The organism is Modicisalibacter sp. MOD 31.J (assembly GCF_020147985.1).
In the GTDB taxonomy this organism is placed as follows: domain Bacteria; phylum Pseudomonadota; class Gammaproteobacteria; order Pseudomonadales; family Halomonadaceae; genus Modicisalibacter; species Modicisalibacter coralii.
In genome coordinates this window covers 273,326-294,319 of record NZ_JAGXFF010000005.1, presented here as the reverse complement: position 1 = coordinate 294,319, position 20,994 = coordinate 273,326, and the positions used below count along the sequence as shown (strand labels likewise).

Genomic DNA, 20,994 nt, shown 5'->3' with positions numbered 1-20,994 from the left:
TCTGTAAACGGGGACAGGGTCGTGAGCGAATTCACCTGGTTGGATAGTGCGGTGCTGGTGGTCTACATCCTGGCCATCGCCTTCATCGGTGCGCGCTTCGGGCGCAACCAGCACGATACCCGGGATTATTTCCTCGGCGGGCGCAAGATCCCCGGCTGGGCGATCGGCCTGTCGGTGATGGCCACCCAGGCCAGTGCCATCACCTTCATCGGTGCGCCGGGGTGGGGCTTCGAGGGCGGTCTCGAGCGGCTGGTCACCTTCATCAACGTGCCGCTGGCCATGGCGGTGCTGATCCTGCTGCTGGTGCCGGTTTTCCACCGCGCCGGCATCTACAGCATCTACGAACTGCTCGAAAGGCGCTTCGGCCCGGTGACCCGTAGCCTGAGCGCGGCCTTGTTCCTGATCGCCCGGGGCCTGGCCACCGGGGTGGTGCTGTATGCGCCGGCGCTGGTGCTGTCGGTGGTGACCGGCTGGAGCGTCAATCTGACCATCGTGGTGATGGCGCTGCTGGCGGTCAGCTACACGGTGCTGGGCGGCATCAGTGCGGTGATCTGGACCGACGTGATCCAGATGTTCGTGCTCTGGCTGGGGGCGATCGTCAGCATGGGGCTGATGGTCGCCAGCCTGCCGGGCGGCTGGGGCGACGTCTTCGCCTTCGGCGCCGCCCACGACATGTTCGATGCCATCGATCTGTCGTTCGATCCCACGGTGACCTATTCGCTGTGGGCGGGGCTGATCGGTGGTGTGTTCCTGCACATCGCCTATTTCGGCACCGACCAGAGCCAGATCCAGCGCGTGCTGACCAGCCCCTCCATCGCCGAGGGCCAGCGCTCGCTGCTGATCGGCGGCTACCTGCTGGTGCCGCAGATGCTGCTGTTCCTGTTCATCGGCGTGATGCTCGCCACCTACTACGACCAGCACGGCCTGACGGCCCCGGACAACTTGAACGAGCTGTTTCCGCGCTACGTGGTCAGTGCCTTCCCGCCGGGGCTGGCGGGGCTGGTGATCGCCGGCGTCTTCGCCGCGGCGATGTCGAGCCTCGATTCGGCGCTCAACTCGCTGTCGGCGGTGACCGTGCGCGATTTCTACGGCCGCTTCGTGCGCCCCGACGCCAGCGACCGGCACTACCTCAAGGCGTCGCGCTGGGCCACGGTGTTCTGGGGGCTCTATGCCACGCTGTTCGCCTTCTTCGCCGGCAACCTGGGGCCGGTCATCGAGGCCGTCAATCGCATCGGCTCGTGGTTCTACGGCGCCCTGCTGGGGGTCTTCCTGCTCGCCATCCTCAGTCATCGCAGCAATGCGCGGGGTGCGGTGGCCGGCCTGGTGGCCGGCATGGGCGCGGTCTGGTGGGTGTCGAGCAGCCTGTCGATCTCCTGGCTGTACAACAATGCCATCGGCGTGGCGGTGTCGCTGGGCGTGGGCTATCTGGTGAGCCTCGCCACCCCGGCGCCGAGTCGCGAGCAACTGGCCGACGTGGTGATCGACGAGAGCGCGCCGGACATGCAGGCGCTGCTCTCGACACGTGCTGCGGCGGCCCACGAGATCACCCCGGAAGCGCGCCTGACGCGGCGGCGGTGCTTCGGCCTGTTGCTCTGGTTCGTGCTGCTGGTGGCGGGCCTGGCGCTGTTGCAGGCGGTGGCGCATGGCTGAGCGGGCGCTGCCGCGGCGCTGTGACGCGCAGTCCGCCATGACCCGACTGCGACGCCTGGGCGCCGAGCGCTTCGAGGCGGCGCGGCTCGCCATGTGGGCGTTCACCGTGGCCCTGCCCGGGGCCGACCCCGTCTGGCTGCTGTGTCATCGGCGCCTCGAGCGGGGCCTGCTGTGGCCCGACAGCCTGGCGACGTCGGCCGATGACGACGCTGACGAGCGCCTCGTGCTGGCGGCGGAAGCGCCGCCCGACCGGCAGCGGGTCGCGCGGCTGTGGTTCTGGGAGCGTCTGGCCCGGCGCGGGCTGTGGCGGGCCCGGTTGAGCGAGGCGTCGCCGCTGGCGGTATCGCTGCCGTTGTGGCTGGGCTACGCCGGCGAGCGTCGCGGCCGCCGCCGGCTGCTGGTGATCAGCGGGATCTCGGGCGAGCCTCTGGCGGCGCTCAAGCCGGCGGTGCTGGCCGGGTTGCGAGAGGACGCTCAACGCGCCTAGATGGACGGCTTCTCCCGACGGCGACCGTCGAGCAACGCGCCGCGCCGCTCCAGCGCGTGGGCGATGCGGTCGTGGCTGGCGTCGTCGAGCGCGCCGAGCTGCGTCTCGGCGAGGCGCTGTGCCAGGCCTTCGCCGCTGACCACCTCGAGGTCGTTCGGGGCATGTTCGACCGTGACCTGCCAGCCCGGAAGCACCAGCACGCCACGCACCGGCACGTCGATGCCGTATTCGCGGGCCAGCCAGTGACGCACCCACACCGCGGCCTGGCGTGTCTTGTGCAGCGGCTGGCGCTCGCTCCAGCCGGGGAAGCGCAGGCGCTGGCTCTCCACCGTCACCTCGCGCTGGGGCGCTCCGGTGGCATCCAGCGGATGGCTGCGCGCCCGGGTCTCGATCACGAACACGCCGTGGGGCGTGAGCACCACGTGATCGATGGTGAAGGTCTCGCTGGGGATGTCGTGGAAGACGAAGAAGGGGTGCTCTTCGGGGCGGATCAGCCGCTCGAGTTCCTGACCCACCGCCAGTTCGCAGGCCAGGCCCAGCTTGAGCCGGCGGATACGCTGGAAATCCCGGATCAGCAGGAAGCAGAACAGCAGCACCAGGGCCGAGCAGAGCAGGCCGTAGACCGCCCATTCCAGCCACAGTTGCTCGTCGGCGATGATCATTCGCCCCATGCCGTAGGTCAGCGGGGCGAGGATCACGATCGGTCCCAGCGCGCCGTTGAGGAACAGGCTGGAGAAGGCGCGGTCGAGCCGGTCGCGCAGTGCCTGGCCGGGCTCGCGCAACGGCTGCGCGTCGAACGGCGAGCGCACCCGGGCGTCGTGCAGGCCGCGCAGCGCCGTGACGATCCCGGCGGTCGCGCCCAGCGGCGCCAGGAAGATCAGGGGGATCAGGTATTCCAGCCAGGCCATCTCAGCCATCCTTGCCGTGAAGGGGGACGAAACGCCCATTCTACGTCATGTCCGGCAAATGTCTGCGCCCGGCCATCGTCGGCCGCGCGTGCCGGCGTTCAGGTCGAGCGGGTGGTGTCGGTATAGGCGACCACGCAATTGCGTCCCTGGCGCCTGGCGTCGTGCAGCGCCAGTTCGGCCTGCTGCAGCCATTCGGCGTGGCTGGGCAGGGTCGCGTCGCGCTCGGCCAGGCCGATGCTGAAGGTACAGGGCAGCAGCGTCTCGCCCTGGGACTCGGGGAGCGGAAAGCGCTCGCGCAGGTCGTCGAGTCGCGTCAGCGCGTCCTCGCGCGCCATGCCGGGCAACAGCAGGCCGAACTCCTCGCCGGCATAGCGGCCGATCAGCGCGTGCTCGCCGAGCGACTCGCGCAGGAAGGCGGCGGCGCGGCGCAGCGTGCGATCGCCCATGGCGTGGCCGAAGGTGTCGTTGATGCGCTTGAAGTGATCGAGATCGACCAGCGCCAGGGTCGCCGGCCGGCGCTCGTCGGCGAAGTGCGTCTCGACCAGGCGTTCCCAGTACTGGCGGTTGTAGAGGCCGGTGAGCCCGTCGGTACGGTCGAGGCGGGTCATGCGGCGTTGTTGCTCGACCAGCCGGCAGGCCTGGCGGTAGGTCATGTGGCCGAGCAGCAGCGGGTAGACGAGCAGCAGCGGCAGGCAGCCCAGCAGCACGGCGGGCGAGGGCACGAGTCGCCACTCGGGCGTGGGTGTCGCCAGCCAGCCGAGGGCGGCGCCGAGGCCCAGCGCGCCGAGTCCCATCGCCAGCAGGCGCAGGCCGCCCACGGCGATGTTGCCGAGGTTGAGCAGGGCGATCAGCAGCAGGCAGGGCAGCAGGTCGAAGCCCAGTACCGCGCACCAGGCGCCGGTGAACAGGCTGTCGAGCAGCAGGAAGCCCCGTTCGGCGCGATGCGGATTCTGGCTGCGCGCGGCGAGCAGGCGGGCAAGATGCGGCCAGATCAGGCCGTTGAGCGCCAGCAGGCCCCAAAGCGGCCAGGCGGCCCGGGCTTCCCACAGGCCCGGTGCGATGCACACGAGCCCCAGGCCCAGACCGACGATACGCGGCAGGTAGAGGCGCCGGGCGAGCGCCAGGCGAGGATCCCTGGAGGCGGTCGCTGGATGAAGCATCGCGAATATCCGTTGTCGACGCGGGCGGTGTGTGAGACGTTTTCACTGTGACGAAAAATCCTGCCTCTCGCCAGCAAAAACTCCCCATGCCGAACGATACGCTCGCGCTTTCCCGGCCTGCTGCCCGGCCGTCGCCGTCCGCTGGGGGCACGCCCGATGCCACCACGCTGGCGGCCTTCATCGCGGCGCATCCGCGGCTGCTGGTGCTGACCGGCGCCGGGGTGAGCACGACCTGCGGCATTCCCGACTATCGCGACGCCAGCGGGGCCTGGAAGCGCTCGCCGCCGGTTCAGCATCAGGCGTTCATGACCAGCCCGGCGACCCGGCAGCGCTACTGGGCGCGCAGCCTGATCGGTTTCAAGGCCATCGAGCATGCCCGGCCCGGGCCTGCGCATCGCGCCCTGGCGGCGCTCGAGGCGCGCGGTCACGTCACCGCCCTGGTCACCCAGAACGTCGATGGTCTGCACCAGCGTGCCGGGTCGCGCCGGGTCATCGACCTGCACGGGCGTGCCGAGATCGTGCGCTGCATGAGCTGCGGGGCGACTCGCATGCGTTATGCCCTGCACGAGGAGCTGGCGGCCTGCAATCCTCAGTGGCAGTCGCTGGACGCCGCCGTGGGACCGGACGGCGATGCCGACCTCGATGGCCTGGATTTCTCGACCTTCCGGGTGCTGGACTGTTCGCGCTGCGGCGAGGGCATCTGGAAGCCCGACGTGGTGTTCTTCGGCGACAGCGTGCCCCGTGACCGGGTCGATGCCGCCTTCGACGCGCTCGACGCCGCCGATGCCCTGCTGGTGGTGGGCTCGTCGCTGATGGTCTATTCGGGCTTTCGTTTCGCCCGCCAGGCCGCGCGTGCCGGCAAACCGATCGCCTGCGTCAATCGCGGGCATACCCGCGCCGATGACCTCTACACCCTGAAGGTCGACGCGCCGGTGGACGACATACTGGGCGAGCTGCTCGCGCATCTGTGACATTTTTGTGAAAATATCCTCAAGCCTCGGCGTTGCCTGCCGTTATCTCCCCTGATCGACTTTCATTCCATGACAAAATCAGGGGATCCCCATGCTCACCCTTCGTCACTCGCTGTTCGCTGTCGCCCTGCTCGGCGTCTCGCTGCCCGCCGGGGCGGCCAACTGGTCGCTGGGCGCCGAGGCCGGTACCACCGGTTTCGGCGGCAGCCTTAGCTACCGCTTCAACGACAACCTCGCGCTCACCGGCAGTTACGGCGGTTTCAGCTACGACGGCATCGACCATGAGACCGACGATGCCGACTACGAGGGCGACGCCGATGTCGACGTCTACGGCCTGACCCTGGACTACTTCCCGTTTGCCGGGCGCTTCTTCGTGTCATTGGGCGCGGTGCGTCCGGACATCGCCGTGCAGGTGGTGGGGCGGCCCAAGGCGGGGGGCAGCTACGAGTTCAATGGCCGGACCTACACCGCGGCCGAGGTCGGTACCCTCGAGGGCAAGGCCAGCCTGGGCGACTCCGTGCAGCCCTATCTGGGCATCGGCTGGCGCGGCAGCCATGCCGCCGGCCTCGGCATGTTCGGCCGGCTCGGTGCCTTCCTGACCGACGCCGAGGTCGACCTGCACGCCACGGGGGCGGCGAGCGATCCGCGCCTGGCCGGCGACGTCCAGCGCGAGGAGGACGACCTTCAGGACGACCTCGACGACTACGGCTTCTACCCGGTCGCCGTGGTGGGGCTCGAGTACACCTTCTGAACCACAGGCCCGCAGGATTGCTCGAGGCGAAACACAAGGCGCCCGTGCCAATGGCACGGGCGCCTTTCGTGGTGGCGTGAGTCAGGTTCAGCGGCTCGGCGGTGCCATGAACTCGGGGCCCACCGGGTCGGTGACATGCTCGTCGAGAATACGGTCGATCTCGGCCAGGTCGTCCCGGCTCAGCGTCCAGCCGTCGATGTCGTCGAGCGGGTCCATCTGATCGGGACGACGCCCGCCCCACAGGGCAATGCCGTTGGCGTGACTGTCGAGCAACCAGCGCACGGCGAGTTCGAGCACGCGCTTGTCATGGCGCGCGCGGGCCAGGTCGTCGAGCGCGGCGACCGCCGCGAGGTACTGGTCGAAGCGCGGCTGCTGGAACTTGGGATCGGACTGCCGCAGGTCGTCGCCCTGAAAGCGCGAGTCGCGGGACATCTTGCCGCTCAACAGGCCCCGGCACAGCGCGCCGTAGGTGAGCATGGCGAGATTCTCGCGCTCGGCGTAGGGGATGATGTCGTCCTCGGCCTCGCGTTCGAAGAGGTTGAGCGGCGGCTGCACGGTGTGCAGCGGCGCGACCTCGCGAAACGCCCGGCACTGCTCGGACGAGAAGTTGCTGACGCCGATGGCGCGGATCTTGCCCGCCTGGTGGAGCCGCTGCAGGGCGCCGGCGGTCTCTTCGATGGGCGTCTTGGGATCCGGCCAGTGCACCTGGTAGATATCGATGCGGTCGGTGCGCAGACGGCGCAGCGAGTCCTCGACCTCCTGCTCGATGCGCCGTGCCGTGGCGTTGCGCACCACGCCCTCGATGCCGTCGCCCCATTCCAGTGCGACCTTGGTGGCGAGCACCACGTCGTCACGGCGCCCGCCGTCGGCGAGGGCCTTGCCGACGACCTCCTCGGCGTGGCCGAAGCCATAGGCCGGGGCGGTGTCGATCAGCGTGACGCCCTTGTCGAGAGCGGCGTGAATGGTGCGAACCGCCTGGTCGTCGTCGGTGCCGCCCCATTGCTTGCCGCCCATCGCCCAGGTGCCCAGGCCGATGCGCGTCGGGTTGAGGTCGGTGCCGGGAATGCGGAGGGTTTCCATGGGTGTCTCCCTGTGACGGTTTTTCCCTGAACTCTCTGCAAGGCTGGCTCGATTTCCGGCGGTTTGGCAAGCGCCGCGCCCGCCTCGCACGGTTCTCGTGATGGTCAGGGCCGAGCGACGGGCGTTACCGGGACCTCGACGCGGCCCTGCGAGGCGGCATCGCCGGTGAGTACCGGAACCGGTTTGGGGGAGGTGTAGAGCAGGCGGCCATCGGTGCGGATCGCCGCCGTCAGCACATAGCGCCGGCCGCCCTCGATGGCGTTGTCGTCGTAGCGCAGCACCACCGGGATCGGTCCGCTGCCGAGTCGCGTGTAGGTGGCTTCGGCCACCGTGGCCGAGTTGGCATCGGCATCGCGCAGGGTGACCGTGAGTTCGGCATTGCGGGGCAGCTCCAGGGGCTTGTCGCTGACGATGCGCGCTTCGAGGTTGGCGAAATCGGGGGTCAGGGCACAGGCGCCCAGGGCAAGCAGCAGGATGGCGGCGACGAGCCACGAGCCGATAGGGCGAGCCAGTGAGCCGAACGAACGGGGCATGAGAATCTCCGTGAACAATGGGGCGAGAAGCGTGAGAAGCGCTGCGGCTAGCCGCCGGCCAGCTTGACCCGATACCCCTGGGCCTCGAGTTCCGCCTTGAGCGTCTGGCGATGATCGCCCTGAATCTCGATCACCCCCTCCTTGACCGCGCCGCCGGTGCCGCAGCGCTTCTTGAGCGACTTGGCCAGGGTCTTCAGCTCGCCCTCGGCGAGCGGCACGCCGGTCACGGTGGTCACGCCCTTGCCCTTGCGGCCGCTGGTCTCGCGGCGGATGCGCACGATGCCGTCGAGCGCGGCGATGCGCTCGGCCTCCGCCTGGTCGGCGCAGCGGCAGTCGGCGATGGGCTGACGACACTCGGGGCAGGTCTCGCCGTGCTCGGTGGAGTAGACGAGACCGCGGAGCTGATCCTGAAGGGAGGCCATGCGGCGGCTCCTGTCGAGACGATGGATGAGCCCCGATGATAGCGCAGCCGTCAGGACGCGACGAGGCACCCGTGCGGCGCCCGGCGCGACATCACTTGGCCATCGCCATCGGCGCCTGGCGTGACTCGGCCAGGCGGGCGAGCACGCCCGGCAGCTCGTCCATGTCGTGAATCGCGATGGCCCCGCTCGGCGTGGCCTCGGCCTCGGGGAAGCGGTTGATGTGGACCACCTGCATGCCGGCACGCAGGCCGGCGGTCACGCCGACGGCGGCGTCGTCGATGACCACGCACTGCGACGGCGCAAAGCCCATGCCCCGGGCGGCGTGCTGGAACAATCCGGGATCGGGCTTCCAGCAGTTGAGGGTATAACCGCTGTAGAGGCGATCGTCGAAGTAGGGGCGCAGGCGGGTACTGTCGAGCGCGTTGCGAATCTTCTGTTCGGGACCGTTGGACGCCACGCAGCGCGGGTGACGGCTCAGCGCGTCGAGGGTTTCGCGGACATGGGGGATCGGCTTGAGTTCGCGCGACATGCGCAGCGCCAGGGTCTTGCGCATCTCGGATTCCGCGGCGGCGCGGACCGTGTCGTCGAGTCTGCCGTGACGGCGTTCCAGTTCGGCGACGATCGACATGAAGCGCACGCCCCGGAACTCCTCCATGTACTGTCGGGCGGCGAAGGGCAGGCCGACATGACTCAGGGCGTCGGCCATGACCTCGGCCAGTAGCGGTTCGCTGTCCACCAACGTGCCATCGCAGTCGAAAAGCAGGCAGAGTGGTTGCGGCATGATCTCGTGTCTCTTGCGGCCAGCCCCGGCGTGGGCTCTCTCTTCCCGTTATCGGCAGGGCCGGCGCGCGGTTGAGGATGAATGTGTCCACTTTTAGAACACTGTTTCCTAAACACTAGCGCATCTGTGACGATTTGTCGCCCGGGATTTCCGGGCGCGATGCGCTCTGACAATAGGACTTACGTCTCATGGTGCGCGACCGGGGCCGCCCAAATCAACGCCTGGCAATCGTGAGCGACCTCACACGAAATCCGGGGTCAGCCAGCGTGGTATCGCCAGGACCAGGTCCGGATAGAGGATCAGCAGCACGATCACCGCCAGCATTACCGCCAGGTAGACCAGGGTGGTGCCCAGCGCCTTGAGAAGCGGGATGCCGCCGATCTTCGCCGAGATCATCAGGCACAGGCCGTAGGGTGGCGTGATCAGCCCCAGGCCCAGTGCCATGACGCCGACCACGCCGAACTGCACCGGGTGCACGCCGGCCTGCATCGCCAGCGGCTGGAAGATCGGCGCGAGGATCGCCATCGCCGGTAGCGAGTCCATGAAGGTGCCGATCAGCAGCATCACCGCGGCCATGATGAGCAGCAGCGTGGTGGGGTCGGTGATGTTGACGCCGGCCATCAGCTTGGGCGGGATCTGATAGAAACTGATCAGGTAACCGAAGATCGCCGCGCCGACCAGGCTGAACAGCGACAGCGAGCACAGCCGTACGGTGGCGGTCGAGGCCTCGAGCACGTGTCGCACGCTGAGCTCGCGGTAGACGCAGAACCCCAGCGCCATGGCATAGAGCACGGCGATCACCGCGGCCTCGGTGGGCGTGACCAGCCCCAGGGTGATGCCACCGATGATCACGATCGGGATGCCGGCGGCGAGCAGGCCGTCGCGGCCCGAGTGCAGCAGCTCGCGGGCGCTGGCGCGCCGGCGCACCGGCACGTCGTAGCGCCGTACGTAGATCAGATTGAGCAGCAGTTGAGCGACGCCGATCAGAATCCCGGGGAGGATGCCGCCCAGGAACAGCCCGGCGATCGAGGTGTTGGTCAGTGCGCCCCAGACGATCATGTTGATCGACGGCGGGATGATGATGCCCATCACCGAGGAGGCGGCGGTCACCGCCACCGCGAAGCGCACCGGGTAGCCCTCGCGCTTCATGGCCGGGATCAGCACCGTGCCGACCCCGGCGCTGTCGGCGGTGGAGGAGCCCGAGACGCCGGCGAACAGCATGCTCACCAGCACGTTGACATGAGCCAGGGCACCCTTGACGTGGCCCACCAGATGCATGCACAGGGCGATCAGACGGTCGGTGATGCGCGCCGCGTTCATCAGGTTGCCGGCGAGCAGGAACAGCGGCACGGCGAGCAGCACGAAGGAGTCCATGCCGTTGTACATGCGCTGGAACATCACCCAGACGGTTAGCCGCGGGTCGAGCAGGATCACGCCGAAGGCGGTGAGCACCAGCGACATGGCGATGGGCACCCCGGCGACGATCAACACCGCGAGCAGGGCGAACAGCAGCCAGGGCAGCAGGAAGACCCAGTCCATCGGCATCATGATGCGTCTCCTCGTTCGATCGCGGCGAGCTGGGCGTCGTCCGTGTCGGCGATCTCGTCCAGCTCGTTGGGAGTGTCGAGGGCGCGCTCCATGGCGTCGAGGCCGAAGAGCGCGGTGTGCAGCAGGCGTTCGAGGGCGTAGAGCGTGACGAACACCCCGCAGGCGGTGAAGACCGAATAGACATAGATCATCGGCAACTGCGAGGCGGTGGCGTGACGGCGCAGGCCGGAGAGCGCGAAGTCCTTGCCGTAGGCGATGAAGATCACCCCCACGGCGAGGCAGGCCAGGTCGCGGATCAGCCGTGTGGCGCGGTCGGCCCGGGTGCCCCGCGGAAACGCCTCGAGCACGAAGTGGTCGGCATGATAGACGCCGATCGCGGTGCCCAGCATGACCATCCACTGGAAGGCGAAGCGGCTGAATTCCTCGGTCCAGTACAGGCGCGGCAGCAGCGGCAGGTTGCGGCTGACGATCTGGTAGACGATCAGCGCGATGAAGCCCATCAACAGCGCCAGCAGCACCCAGTGAAGCAGACGTTCCAGAGCACGATTGAGTCGGGACAGCCCGGTCAGCAGGAAAGTCATGGCGTCGTCCTCGAGATGGCGGAGGAACGGGGCGTTGGCACGCCCCGGATGCGGATCAGGACTTGCCGACGTTGACGATCTTGTCGTGCAGCTCGGTCAGGCCCATCTCGTCGATGACCTCGTCGAGCGGCTCGGCGACGATCTCCTTCATGCGCGCGCGATCCATCGGGTAGAGCGTGGCGCCCTCCTCCTGCAGGGTCTGGAGTGCCTCGGCATCCTGCTCGAGCTGGACGTCGCGGGCGTAGCTCGCGGCTTCCTGGGCCGCCGCCATCACCGCTCGGCGCTGGTCGTCGTCGAGCCGATCCCAGGTCATCTGCGACAGGGTCAGCAGGCGCACGGTGATGTCGTGCTCGGACAGCCCGATGTTCGGCGCGACCTCATGAAAGCCCATGCGCTCGATCCATTCGGCCTCGTTGAGCAGGCCGTCGATGGCGCCCAGTTGCAGGCCGGTGTAGATCTCCTTCCAGGCCATCACCGTGGGCTCGGTGCCCAGCGCCTTCCAGGCGGCGATCAGCGGCTTGGTGGGGTTGGTGCGCAGCTTCATGCCCTCCAGGTCGTCGAGGCTCTCGAGCGGTCGGGTGCTGACGATCTGGCGCTTGCCGCCACCGAAGAAGGCCAGCACCTTGACGCCGGTCTCGTCCTCGATCCGGTCGGCGATCTCGCGACCCACCGGGCCGTCGAGCACCGCCTGCCAGTGCTCGACATCGCGATACATGAAGGGGATCGAGAAGACGTTGGCGGTATGCGAGAAGTCGGTGATCAGGCCGGGATTGATGATCGACAGGTCCAGCGCGCCGGCCATCTGCTGTTCGAACATCTCGGTCTCGTGGCCGAGCACCGAGTTGCCCAGAATGGTCACACCGATGTCGCCGTCGCTCTGCTCGGCGACGAGCTCCTTGAACTTCTCGGCGCCCAGTTGATAGGCGGTGTCCTCGGTGCCGCCGTGGCCGAAGCGCAGGTCGATGGCCTGGGCGGCGCTCGACAGGCCCAGAGCCAGTGCGAGGGTAGTCCCGGCGAGCAGGCCTCGGGCCAGCCTGGTGGCGCTTTTTGGATCGATCCATTCGTGAGTCATGTCGGGGTACCTCTTGTTGTTGCCTGCAGCCAGCGGCAGGTCAGGGGGTTAGCGAGCGGGCGTGATACGGCGCGGGGTAGCGCGTCTCGGCGCCACAGGATTCGCGCACGCGGAGCTGGGGCGTGAGCACGACTTGCTCCCGCGCCCCGTCGGGGTCGGCGATGCGGCGCAGGGCCAGACGGGCGGCCTCCTCGCCGATCGCGAAGGGATGGGTGGCGACGCTGGTCAGTGCCGGGTCGCTGAGCGCGGCTTCCTCGACATCGTCGGTGCCGATCACCGCGCAGTCGACGCCGGGAACGAGCCCCAGGCGCTTGAGACCCAGCATGGCGCCGAAGGCCATCATGTCGTTGTGACAGATCACCGCGCTGGGCGGCTGGGGCTCGGCCATCAGCGCCTGGATCGCGGCGAAGCCGGCACGTCGTGTGAGCCCGGTGCGCAGGCAGCGGGTCCGTGTCAGGCCGTGATCGGCCATGGCGGCGAAGTAGCCCTGCCAGCGGGCCCGGGTCGCCGAATGCTCGGCCTCGCCGCCGATGAAGGCGATCCGGGTGTGCCCCATCGCGGCGAGATGGTCCACCGCCAGGCGCACGCCCTGTTCGAAGTCGGTGCCGGCGTAGTCGAACGGCGGCTCGCCGATGTGACGCAGGACCTGCACGCAGGGCATGTTCCAGCGTTGCAGGGTGTCGATCAGGCCGGGATCGGTGCCCTCGGCCGGGCAAAGCAGCAGGCCGTCGACGCGGTGTTCGCGCATGCGTTCGAGAAAGCGCTGCTGACGGGTCGACGAATCCTCGCTGTTGGCCAGGAAGGACACGTAGTTCTCGCGGTTCAGCGCGGCGTCGATACCGGCGACCATGGCGCCAAAAAAAGGATTGGCGATATCGTAGACCACCACGCCGAGGGTCTGGGTACGGCTGCTGCGCAGTGCCGCCGCGCCCCGGTTGTAGACATAGCCCAGCGTCTTGATCGAGGCGCGTACCCGTTCGCGGGTGCGTTCGGCGACCAGCGGGCTCTCGCGCAGCACCAGCGAGACCGTCGAACGCGACACGCCGGCATGCGCGGCGATGTCCTGCAGCGTGACGCTGCCCTGACGGGGCGGTGAGGTCGAGTGGCGGGGCTGCCGGGTCATGGAGAAGTCGGGTCCTGATGTTTTTGGATTGATCCAAATCGTAGAAGAGGCTGGCACGCTCACCAATTACCCATTAGTGGCAGAGCCACCCGGGACTCGGGGCTGCGACAACGATCGCGTCAAGCGGCGGGCGGGCAAGGCACGGTGCTCGACACCGCCGGGTCATGCGCGGGCGACGCGATTGCGGCCACGGCGCTTGGCGGCATAGACGGCCTGGTCGGCGTCATGGATCAGGACATCGATATCCGGTGGTACCTCGCTGCGGGGGTCGTACCCGGCCACGCCGATGCTGATGGTCAGAGCGAGAGCGGGGACGCCGCCATCTGCAACGGCCAGCGAGGTGGCCACCACGCCCTGGCGAATGCGCTCGGCGATCTGCTCGGCCTGCTCCGGGTCGGTGTCGGGCAAAAGCATCAGGAATTCCTCGCCGCCGTAGCGGGCGATCAGGTCGCCTTCACGGGCCTGGCGGCGCAGCTGTTCGGCCATGTGATCGATGGCGATATCGCCGATGCGATGGCCGTAGGTGTCGTTGATCGCCTTGAAGTGGTCGATGTCGATGAACAGCAGGCTCGCCGGGCGTTGCTGGCGGCGCTGATGGGCCAGCAGGCGCATGCCCTCGCCGAGGAAGTGACGGCGGTTGGCCAGGTGGGTCATGCCGTCGGTCAGCGCCTGCTGCTCGATCTGGCACCGGTAGCGGTAGAGGTTCCAGTAGAGGTATTCGCAGAACAGGCGCAATGCCACCACCGGGGGGAAACTGATCAGCATGTAGGCCAGGTAGATCCCATGGTCGAGATCGGCCGATATCCCCAGCAGGGGCGCCACCAGCGGGAAGCTGGTGATGGCCGTCAGGACCAGGACCGACAGGCGCAGCGACTGCACGAGCAGCAGGAACGGCACGAAGATGAAGAAGTAGAGAAAGCCGCCGATGCCGTAGGCATTGCCGCCATCGAGTCGCGCCAGGATAGTGATGAAGCCGGCCTCGACCAGCAGTGGCACCGCGATGGTGGCCAGGCGTGCCGGCCAGCCGTGGGCACGATGTCTGATGATCAGGGCCCATAGCAACACTGAGGCACCCAGCAGTAAGCGCAGGCCGATCACCTGCGGCGCATGGGTGGCGTCGATGGCATGGTCCCAGAGGCTGCTGAACAGCACGAACGCTGCCGTGATCACCAGTGACAGGACGGTGAAGGTAGTAAAGTCCTCGGCCTTGGCGGCGCGATACTCGGACGTATGCTGGGCCTGAAGGAACTCGGCCCATCGTCCGGCGTGAGCGCCATACCCCTTTCCCGGCTTGGCGTCGCCTCGTCGTCTGCTCATGGCAGGCCCTGCGTATGGGTGCGTGAAAGCGTTGACCGCTTTTCTTGGTCTTATCGTGCTGCTGGCTTCCAACATACGAAAAACCCGCCGGGCGCGATAGCGTTCGACGGGTTTTTTTGCGGGCCTGTCGGCTGGAACGCAGCGAAATGCCCGGCGGCCCTCGGATGGGCCTTCACCCCTGACGGCGGGTCCAGGCTTCGTCGTTGACCAGGCTGATCGGACGTTCGCCGGACAGTGCCCGGATGATGTTGTCGACCGCGCGCTGCGCCATGGCGTCGCGGGTTTCCACGGTCGCCGAGCCGATGTGCGGCAGTGCGACCACGTTGGCCATGCGCGGTAGCGGCGAGTCGGCCGGCAGCGGTTCCTTCGCGAAGACGTCCAGCCCCGCGGCGCGGATCTCGCCGGTCTCGAGGGCGTCGATCAGGGCCGGCTCGTCGACCACCTGGCCGCGGGCGATGTTGACGAAGATCGCGCTCGACTTCATGCGGGCGAACTGCTCGGCGCCGAACAGGTGAGTGGTTTCGGCGGTCAGCGGCACGGTGACGCAGACGAAATCGGCCTCGGCGAGCAGTTCGTCGAGTTCGCGGCGCTGCGCCCCCAGTTCGCGCTCCAGGTCCGGCTTGGGCGAGGCATTGGAATACAGCACCTTCATGCCGAAACCCAGTGCGCCGCGGCGAGCCACCGCGGCGCCGATGCGCCCGAAGCCGACCATGCCCAGCGTCTTGCCGTGGACGTCGCTGCCGAACTGCGCCGGGCCGACGCTCTCCGTCCAGTCGCCGCGCCTGACGAAGTCGGCCAGCTCGACGACGCGTCGGGCGCTGGCCATGATCAGCGCGAACCCGGTGTCGGCGGTGGTCTCGGTGAGCACGTCGGGCGTGTTGCAGAGCAGGATGTCGCGGCGGGTCAGCTCGTCGATCGGGTAGTTGTCGACGCCCACCGAGATGCTGGCGATGGCTTCCAGGTTCGGTGCGTCGTCGAGCAGCTCGGGGGTGATGCGCAGGCTGGCGCCGATCAGGCCGTGGGCCTCGCGCAGGGCTTCGCGGAAGGCCGGGTCGTCGGCCGAGTCGAGCTCGGGGAAGTAGTCGACGTGGAAATGCTCGCTGAGCTGTTCCAGGTGATGCTGCCCGAGGCGGCGAAAGGCGGTGATGCGTTTTTGCATGCTCGCTCCGTTGGCGTTGGCGTTGGGGGTGAAGGGGGATCAGCTCGACGGTGGCAGGTCGGCCTCGAGCGTGGCGAGTCGCGTGCGATGGGGCAGCCCCTCCATGTCGCCGCGCACCTGGACCGCCTGGGCGCCGATCAGGTTGCCGCGACGCACCGCGGCGCGCGGCGAGAGGCCGTCGAGCAGGGCGCTGACCACGCCCACCGCGAAGCCGTCGCCGGCGCCCACGGTGTCGACGACCTCGGCGACCGGAAAGCCTGCCACCGTGAAGGCCTCGTCGTGGCTGCGGTAATAGCCGCCCTCGGGCCCCAGCTTGATGATCACCGCCCTGGCGCCGCGGTCGAGGTAGAAACCGGCGATGTCGTGGGCGCTCTCGAGGCCGGTCAGCCGGCGCCCCTCGGCGAGGCCGGGCAGCACCCAGTCGGCGCGGCCCGCCAGGTCGTTGAGCGTGGCGCACATCTCGGCGTCGCTCTTCCACAGGCTGGGCCGCAGGTTGGGGTCGAACGAGATGCCGGCTCCGGCCGCGCGGGCCTGATCGAGCATGTGAAAGGAGAGTTCACGCGCCGTGGCGGACAGCGCCGGCGGGATGCCGGTGGCGTGCAGGTGGCGAGCGGCGGCAAAGTCCACCCCATGGGCGTCCGCGGGCGAGAGGAAGCTGGCGGCGCTGCCGCGGCGCACGTACTCGACGTGGGGGTCGGAGCCGTCCTCGACGCGGGCCTTGAAGACCAGCCCGGTGGCGTGGTCGGGGTCGCGCGTCAGGTGGCGGCAATCCAGGCCTTCGGCTTCCAGGGTCCGGCGGATATAGGTACCGAAGTTGTCATCGCCGACCCGGCTCAACCAGCCGACGTGAAAGCCCAGCCGCGCGAGGCCGATGGCGACATTGGTATCGGCGCCGGCGATGCCGCGCTGGAAGCGGTCGGCATCGGCCAGTTCGCCCGGCGTCTCGGCGACGAACAGCGTCATCGCCTCGCCGAAGGTGAGAATCTCGGGAGCGGTCAAACGAGTCATGCAAGGTCTCCTGGGTCGGGGCGCGTCGGTTCATGGCGGTTATTGGGTGGCAAGACACCACCCTGACGCTGCGTGGAGCCGCGCTGGATCAGCCGGCCCATGTAGTCGGTGCGCCGCGGCGGCGTGGCGGCGGTATCGGCATCGAGTCGCCGCATCAGGCTGGCCACCGCGGCCCGGCCGATGGCCTCGGTGGGCTGGGCCAGGGTGGTGATGCCGGGGCCGGCCAGCGCACACCAGTCCAGCTCGTCGATGCCCAGCAGGCCGACCTCGCCGAGGGTGACGTCCAGTTCGCGCAGGGCGTGGGCCACCGCCAGGGTGACGTTGCCGTTGGCGCAGAGCAGGGCGTTGGCGTCGTCCGGCGCCTCGGCGAGCCAGGCGGCCAGGGCTCGTGCCAGGCTCGGGTCCTGGGGCGGCATGGCGAGCTCGATGACGTCGCCGGTGAAGCCGCCGGCGGCGAGGCGTTGCCGGAAGCGCTCTCGGCGACGCTGGCGCGAGCTCGCCGCCTCGGGCGGTTCGCCGAGATAGAGCAGTCGCGTGTAGCCCTGGGCGAGCAAATGGTCGAGTGCGGTATCCACGGCACGGCCGTTGTCGAGCCCCACCACGTCGGCCTCGAAATCGGCCAGCGTCCGGTCGAGCAGCACCACCGGGGTGCCCTGGCCGGCGAGCGTGCGCAGCTCGGCGCTGGGGCGGCCGGCGGCGTTGACCACCAGCCCCTCGACGCGATAGGCGGCCAGCAGCGCCAGATGCTCGCGCTCCTGGGCGGGATCGTTGTCGGTATTGCAGACCAGCAGCGAGAAGCCCTGCTCGCGGCAGGCCTGCTCGACGCCGTGCAGGACATCGACGGTGAACGGGTTGCGGATGTCGGCGACGACCATGCCCAGCAGACGCGAGCGCCCGCCCTTGAGCCCTCGCGCCATCTGGTTGGGGCGATATCCCAGGCGGGTGATCGAGGCGGCGATGCGGCGTTGTAGCGTCGCCGACAGGCGATGGCGTTCGCCGCCCAGGTAGCGCGACACGCTGGTCTTGGAGACGCCGGCGTCGCGGGCGACCTCGAGGATGGTGGAACGGCTGGTGGCTGGCATGAGGCATCGCCTGTTGTCGCATCGCCCGGCATGGAACGTGACGATGCTTTGCGAAAATGGAACCGTTCCCATCGTAGGTGAAGCCCGAGTGCCGGGCAATCCGCAGCGTCATGGACATTGGTCGGAGCATGGCGCGAATACCGAGTGGGTGGCCAAGCCAAACGGTCGCGGCTGTTCGTGAATCGAACCAATCCGGTGGCTGCACCGATCGTCTAACGGCAAGACGACGGGAGGTTTGCTAGGGTGCTAATCATTTTTCCGACGACCGGCAGCTGTTTGTCATCGACCACGCACCGCCATCGGCCTGCCGCCCGATCAGCCACCAGCCACGAGGATCGCCATGAACGCCATCTGGATCGCCCTGTTCGGTGCCGTGTGCTTCACGATGGGCTATCGCTTCTATTCGAAGTTCATCGCCGAGCGCATCTATCGCCTCGATGCCGATTTCCGTACCCCCGCGCATACCTATCGCGATGGGGTCGACTACGTGCCCACCAACAAGTGGATACTCTGGGGGCACCATTTCACCTCGGTGGCGGGGGCCGCGCCGATCGTCGGTCCCGCCATCGCGATCTACTGGGGGTGGCTGCCGGCGATCTTGTGGGTGGTGCTGGGCACGGTCTTCGCCGCCGGCGTGCATGACTTCGGTGCGGTCGTGCTGTCGAGTCGCCACAAGGGGCACTCCATCGGCACGCTGGCCAACAGGCTCATCGGCCAGCGGGCGAAGCTGTTGTTTCTGTTCATCATTCTGATCCTGGTGCTGATGATCAACGCGGTCTTTGCGTGGGTCATCGCCAAGCTATTCATCACCTTCCCGTCTAGCGTGCTGTCGGTGTTCATCCAGATACCGCTGGCGGTATGGATCGGCTATCGGGTCTACCGGCATTCGGGCTCGATGCTGCTGCCATCCGTGGTGGCGCTTGCCGTGATGTACGGCGCGGCGCTGCTGGCCAGCGAGATTCCCATGCTGCAGATCGATCTGGTCGACTGGTTCGGTGGCGCGGATGCGTCGGTGATCGGCGGCTTCAACGGTACCTCGATGGCATTTTTGGTATGGATCGTGGTGCTGATGGTCTACGTCTACGTCGCCTCGACCCTGCCGGTCTGGAAGCTGCTTCAGCCGCGTGACTACATCAACTCCCACCAGCTCGTCGTCGGCCTGGCGCTGCTCTATCTCGGCCTGCTGTTCGGGGCGCCGGCGATGACCGCGCCGGCCGTCAACGGCGAGGCCGACATCAGCTGGTATCCGTTGCTGTTCATCACCATCGCCTGCGGGGCGATCTCCGGTTTCCACGGTCTCGTGGGCTCCGGCACCACCTCCAAGCAGCTCGACAAGGAAACCGATGCCCGTCTGATCGGCTACGGCGGCGCGATCGGCGAGGGCATGCTGGCCATGGTGGCGGTCATCGCCGTGGGTACGCTGTTCGCCAGCAGCGCCGACTTCACCGCCACCTATTCCAGCTTCTCGGCCGCCGGTTCCAGCGGCCTGGGATCGTTCGTCAAGGGCGCCGGGCAACTGGCGGGCAACCTGGGCATCCCCACCCAAATGGGCTCGACGCTGGTCGCGGTCATCGTGGTTAGCTTCGCGGCGACCACGCTGGATACCGCGGTCCGCCTGATGCGTTACATCATTGCCGAACTGGGCACCGAGTACGGCATGCCGATACTGGCGCGCAAGCACGTGGCGACCAGCATCGCCGTCGTCTCCAGCGCCGCGCTGGTGATCCTGCCCGAGGGGCCCAACGGCTTCGGTTCCGGCGGTTACCTGCTGTGGCCGCTGTTCGGTACCAGCAACCAACTGCTGGCGGGCATCACGCTGATGCTGGTCTCGGTGTGGCTCAAGCGGCAGGGGCGGCCGGTGGTCTTCACCCTGGCGCCGATGCTGTTCCTGCTGGTCATGACCCTGTGGGCGATGGGGCAACAGGTGATCTTCACCTGGTCCGGTATCGGCGATGCCGACCGCAATTGGCTGTTGTTCACCTTCGGCAGCCTGATCATGGTCTTCACGCTGTGGATCCTGCTGGAAGCGTCGCGCAGCTTCCGCCAGGATGCCGGCGCGCGCCTGGAGGCGATGAGCGATGAGTCGCGCTGAGTCCGACGACACCGCACCCGCCAGCTGGCGGGACCGGCTGCGCCGTGCCATCGCGGGCTACGATGCGGTGCTGAGCCTCCAGCACCGCCGCGAGATCGCCCGCGAGCTTCAGGACGAGGAGGATCTGTTCATGTTGCTGTGCTTCTGCGACATGATGGGGATTCCCAACCCCGTCGGCGACATGACGCTCGAGCTCTATCCCTACATGCTCGAGCGCTTCCACGAATGGCACCAGCGCCAGGGCATGCCGCGTTCGCCCCTGGACGGCTTTCGCTGCTGCTGACCCTCACGGTTGCGACGAGGACCTTTCATGGCCAGGAGCCTGTTCTTCGGCGGCAAGGGCGGCGTCGGCAAGACCAGTTGTGCGGCCGCCTATGCACTGAGCTGCGCGGCGGCCGGTCAGCGGACCCTGCTGGTCTCGACCGATCCCGCGCACAATCTCGCCGACCTGTTCGGTCGAGCGCCGGGGCCGACACCGGCACGCCTGCGCCCCGATCTCGACGTCGTCGAGCTCGATCCCGAGCGCGAGACGCGACGTTATCTCGATGAGGTCAAGGCCACATTACGGCCACTGGTCAGCGGTGAGCGCAGTTCGACGGTGTTCCGTCAGCTGGATCTGGCGCGACATGCGCCGGGCACCGAGGAGGCGGCGTTGTTCGATGCCCTGGTGGGGTTGCTGCTGGAGGCCGGCCGGGACTACGACCGTCTGGTCTTCGATACCGCGCCCGGGGGGCACACCGTGCGTCTGCTCGCCCTGCCCGAGATCATGGGCGCCTGGGTGGATGGCCTGATGCAGCGGCGTCGCAAGGTGCGCAGTGACTACAAGGCATGGCTGGGCGATGGCGAGGTGGTCGACGACCCGATCCAGGAGGCACTGATGCGGCGTCGAGGACGTCTGGCCGCGGCCCGCGAGCACCTGACCTGCGCCGCGCACTCGGCGGTGGTGCTGGTCGCCAACCCCGAACGTCTGCCGACCCTGGAAACCGTCCGTACCCGCGAGTTGCTCGAGGCGCACGGCCTGCATGTCGGGGCGCTGGCGATCAACAAGTGTCTGCCGGCGCACGTCGACGGCGACTGGCTGGCCAACTGGCGCGACGAGCAGCGACCCTGGATCGAACGGCTCGACGAGACCTTCGCCGACCGGCCGGTGAGACGCATCGACCATCAGCCCCGGGCCCCGGCCTCGTGCGACGATCTGGCCCCGATGATCGACGCACTGGGCGACTTGGCGCCGTGGCGGGCACACGACACCTAGTCGCCCGGGAATCG

Annotated in this window: 21 protein-coding genes; 7 read left to right on the top strand and 14 right to left on the bottom strand. The window is 68.1% G+C overall.

The genetic code is table 11. The features are described 5' to 3' along the window. Positions 1 to 21 precede the first annotated feature (21 nt). Entirely contained in the window at positions 22 to 1,650 is a 1,629-nt protein-coding gene (locus tag KGR00_RS18175; protein WP_224418825.1) for a sodium:solute symporter, read from the top strand. Next, on the top strand, positions 1,643 to 2,137 hold the full coding sequence (locus tag KGR00_RS18170; RefSeq protein ID WP_224418826.1) for a hypothetical protein: 495 nt from the start codon (positions 1,643 to 1,645) through the stop codon (positions 2,135 to 2,137). The genes KGR00_RS18175 and KGR00_RS18170 overlap by 8 nt, the downstream gene beginning before the upstream one ends. Here the strand turns inward: KGR00_RS18170 and KGR00_RS18165 are convergent. Both KGR00_RS18165 and KGR00_RS18160 read right to left on the bottom strand, forming a co-directional pair. Further along, positions 2,134 to 3,045, bottom strand: a complete 912-nt coding sequence (locus KGR00_RS18165) for a nuclease-related domain-containing protein (RefSeq protein ID WP_224418827.1) — start codon at positions 3,043 to 3,045, stop codon at positions 2,134 to 2,136. The genes KGR00_RS18170 and KGR00_RS18165 overlap by 4 nt on opposite strands. A 98-nt stretch (positions 3,046 to 3,143) precedes the next feature. Next, positions 3,144 to 4,205, bottom strand: a complete 1,062-nt coding sequence (locus tag KGR00_RS18160; protein WP_224418828.1) for a sensor domain-containing diguanylate cyclase — start codon at positions 4,203 to 4,205, stop codon at positions 3,144 to 3,146. An 86-nt stretch (positions 4,206 to 4,291) separates the two neighbouring features. Here KGR00_RS18160 and KGR00_RS18155 point away from each other — a divergent pair, with 86 nt between their 5' ends. Both KGR00_RS18155 and KGR00_RS18150 read left to right on the top strand, forming a co-directional pair. After that, entirely contained in the window at positions 4,292 to 5,176 is an 885-nt protein-coding gene (locus tag KGR00_RS18155; protein WP_224418829.1) for an NAD-dependent protein deacetylase, read from the top strand. 91 nt (positions 5,177 to 5,267) lie between these two features. Continuing rightward, positions 5,268 to 5,927: a hypothetical protein gene (locus tag KGR00_RS18150; RefSeq protein ID WP_129141205.1), complete on the top strand. Its 660-nt coding sequence runs from the start codon at positions 5,268 to 5,270 to the stop codon at positions 5,925 to 5,927. 87 nt (positions 5,928 to 6,014) lie between these two features. On the opposite strand, the gene KGR00_RS18145 is transcribed toward KGR00_RS18150, so the two are convergent. The 12 genes from KGR00_RS18145 to KGR00_RS18090 form a co-directional block, all read right to left on the bottom strand. Beyond that, a complete protein-coding gene (locus tag KGR00_RS18145) occupies positions 6,015 to 7,007 on the bottom strand; it encodes an aldo/keto reductase (protein WP_224418830.1) in 993 nt (330 codons plus the stop codon). Between the two features lie 104 nt (positions 7,008 to 7,111). After that, the gene (locus tag KGR00_RS18140) at positions 7,112 to 7,540 is read right to left on the bottom strand and encodes a YbaY family lipoprotein (protein ID WP_224418831.1); all 429 of its coding nucleotides are present in this window, start codon (positions 7,538 to 7,540) and stop codon (positions 7,112 to 7,114) included. A 47-nt stretch (positions 7,541 to 7,587) separates the two neighbouring features. After that, complete coding sequence (locus tag KGR00_RS18135) at positions 7,588 to 7,962, bottom strand: translation initiation factor Sui1 (protein ID WP_224418832.1); 375 nt, start codon at positions 7,960 to 7,962, stop codon at positions 7,588 to 7,590. Between the two features lie 91 nt (positions 7,963 to 8,053). Beyond that, on the bottom strand, positions 8,054 to 8,743 hold the full coding sequence (locus tag KGR00_RS18130) for an HAD-IA family hydrolase (protein ID WP_224418833.1): 690 nt from the start codon (positions 8,741 to 8,743) through the stop codon (positions 8,054 to 8,056). Between the two features lie 240 nt (positions 8,744 to 8,983). After that, positions 8,984 to 10,291 carry a TRAP transporter large permease gene (locus KGR00_RS18125; protein ID WP_224418834.1) on the bottom strand — a complete coding sequence of 436 codons (1,308 nt, stop codon included), beginning with the start codon at positions 10,289 to 10,291 and terminating at the stop codon, positions 8,984 to 8,986. Next, positions 10,288 to 10,872, bottom strand: coding sequence for a TRAP transporter small permease subunit (locus KGR00_RS18120; RefSeq protein ID WP_224418835.1), 585 nt, complete (start codon positions 10,870 to 10,872; stop codon positions 10,288 to 10,290). Before KGR00_RS18120 ends, KGR00_RS18125 begins: the two co-directional genes overlap by 4 nt. 55 nt (positions 10,873 to 10,927) lie before the next feature. Then, a complete protein-coding gene (locus KGR00_RS18115) occupies positions 10,928 to 11,944 on the bottom strand; it encodes a TRAP transporter substrate-binding protein (protein WP_224418836.1) in 1,017 nt (338 codons plus the stop codon). Between the two features lie 40 nt (positions 11,945 to 11,984). After that, a complete protein-coding gene (locus KGR00_RS18110) occupies positions 11,985 to 13,067 on the bottom strand; it encodes a LacI family DNA-binding transcriptional regulator (RefSeq protein ID WP_224418837.1) in 1,083 nt (360 codons plus the stop codon). 162 nt (positions 13,068 to 13,229) lie between these two features. Then, complete coding sequence (locus KGR00_RS18105) at positions 13,230 to 14,384, bottom strand: GGDEF domain-containing protein (protein ID WP_224418838.1); 1,155 nt, start codon at positions 14,382 to 14,384, stop codon at positions 13,230 to 13,232. Positions 14,385 to 14,556: 172 nt separating this feature from the next. Then, the gene (locus KGR00_RS18100) at positions 14,557 to 15,543 is read right to left on the bottom strand and encodes a D-glycerate dehydrogenase (RefSeq protein ID WP_224418839.1); all 987 of its coding nucleotides are present in this window, start codon (positions 15,541 to 15,543) and stop codon (positions 14,557 to 14,559) included. Between the two features lie 39 nt (positions 15,544 to 15,582). Further along, positions 15,583 to 16,551, bottom strand: a complete 969-nt coding sequence (locus KGR00_RS18095; protein ID WP_224418840.1) for a sugar kinase — start codon at positions 16,549 to 16,551, stop codon at positions 15,583 to 15,585. Further along, positions 16,548 to 17,633 carry a LacI family DNA-binding transcriptional regulator gene (locus KGR00_RS18090; RefSeq protein WP_224418841.1) on the bottom strand — a complete coding sequence of 362 codons (1,086 nt, stop codon included), beginning with the start codon at positions 17,631 to 17,633 and terminating at the stop codon, positions 16,548 to 16,550. Before KGR00_RS18090 ends, KGR00_RS18095 begins: the two co-directional genes overlap by 4 nt. A 340-nt stretch (positions 17,634 to 17,973) precedes the next feature. Between KGR00_RS18090 and KGR00_RS18085 the strand changes: the two genes are divergently transcribed. From KGR00_RS18085 to KGR00_RS18075, 3 genes are read left to right on the top strand one after another with little or no spacing between them, the layout of a single operon-like run. Beyond that, the gene (locus tag KGR00_RS18085; protein WP_224418842.1) at positions 17,974 to 19,725 is read left to right on the top strand and encodes a carbon starvation protein A; all 1,752 of its coding nucleotides are present in this window, start codon (positions 17,974 to 17,976) and stop codon (positions 19,723 to 19,725) included. Beyond that, the gene (locus tag KGR00_RS18080; protein ID WP_224418843.1) at positions 19,712 to 20,008 is read left to right on the top strand and encodes a cory-CC-star protein; all 297 of its coding nucleotides are present in this window, start codon (positions 19,712 to 19,714) and stop codon (positions 20,006 to 20,008) included. Before KGR00_RS18085 ends, KGR00_RS18080 begins: the two co-directional genes overlap by 14 nt. 27 nt (positions 20,009 to 20,035) lie before the next feature. Then, positions 20,036 to 20,980, top strand: coding sequence for a TRC40/GET3/ArsA family transport-energizing ATPase (locus KGR00_RS18075; RefSeq protein ID WP_224418844.1), 945 nt, complete (start codon positions 20,036 to 20,038; stop codon positions 20,978 to 20,980). The last annotated feature ends 14 nt before the right edge of the window (positions 20,981 to 20,994 follow it).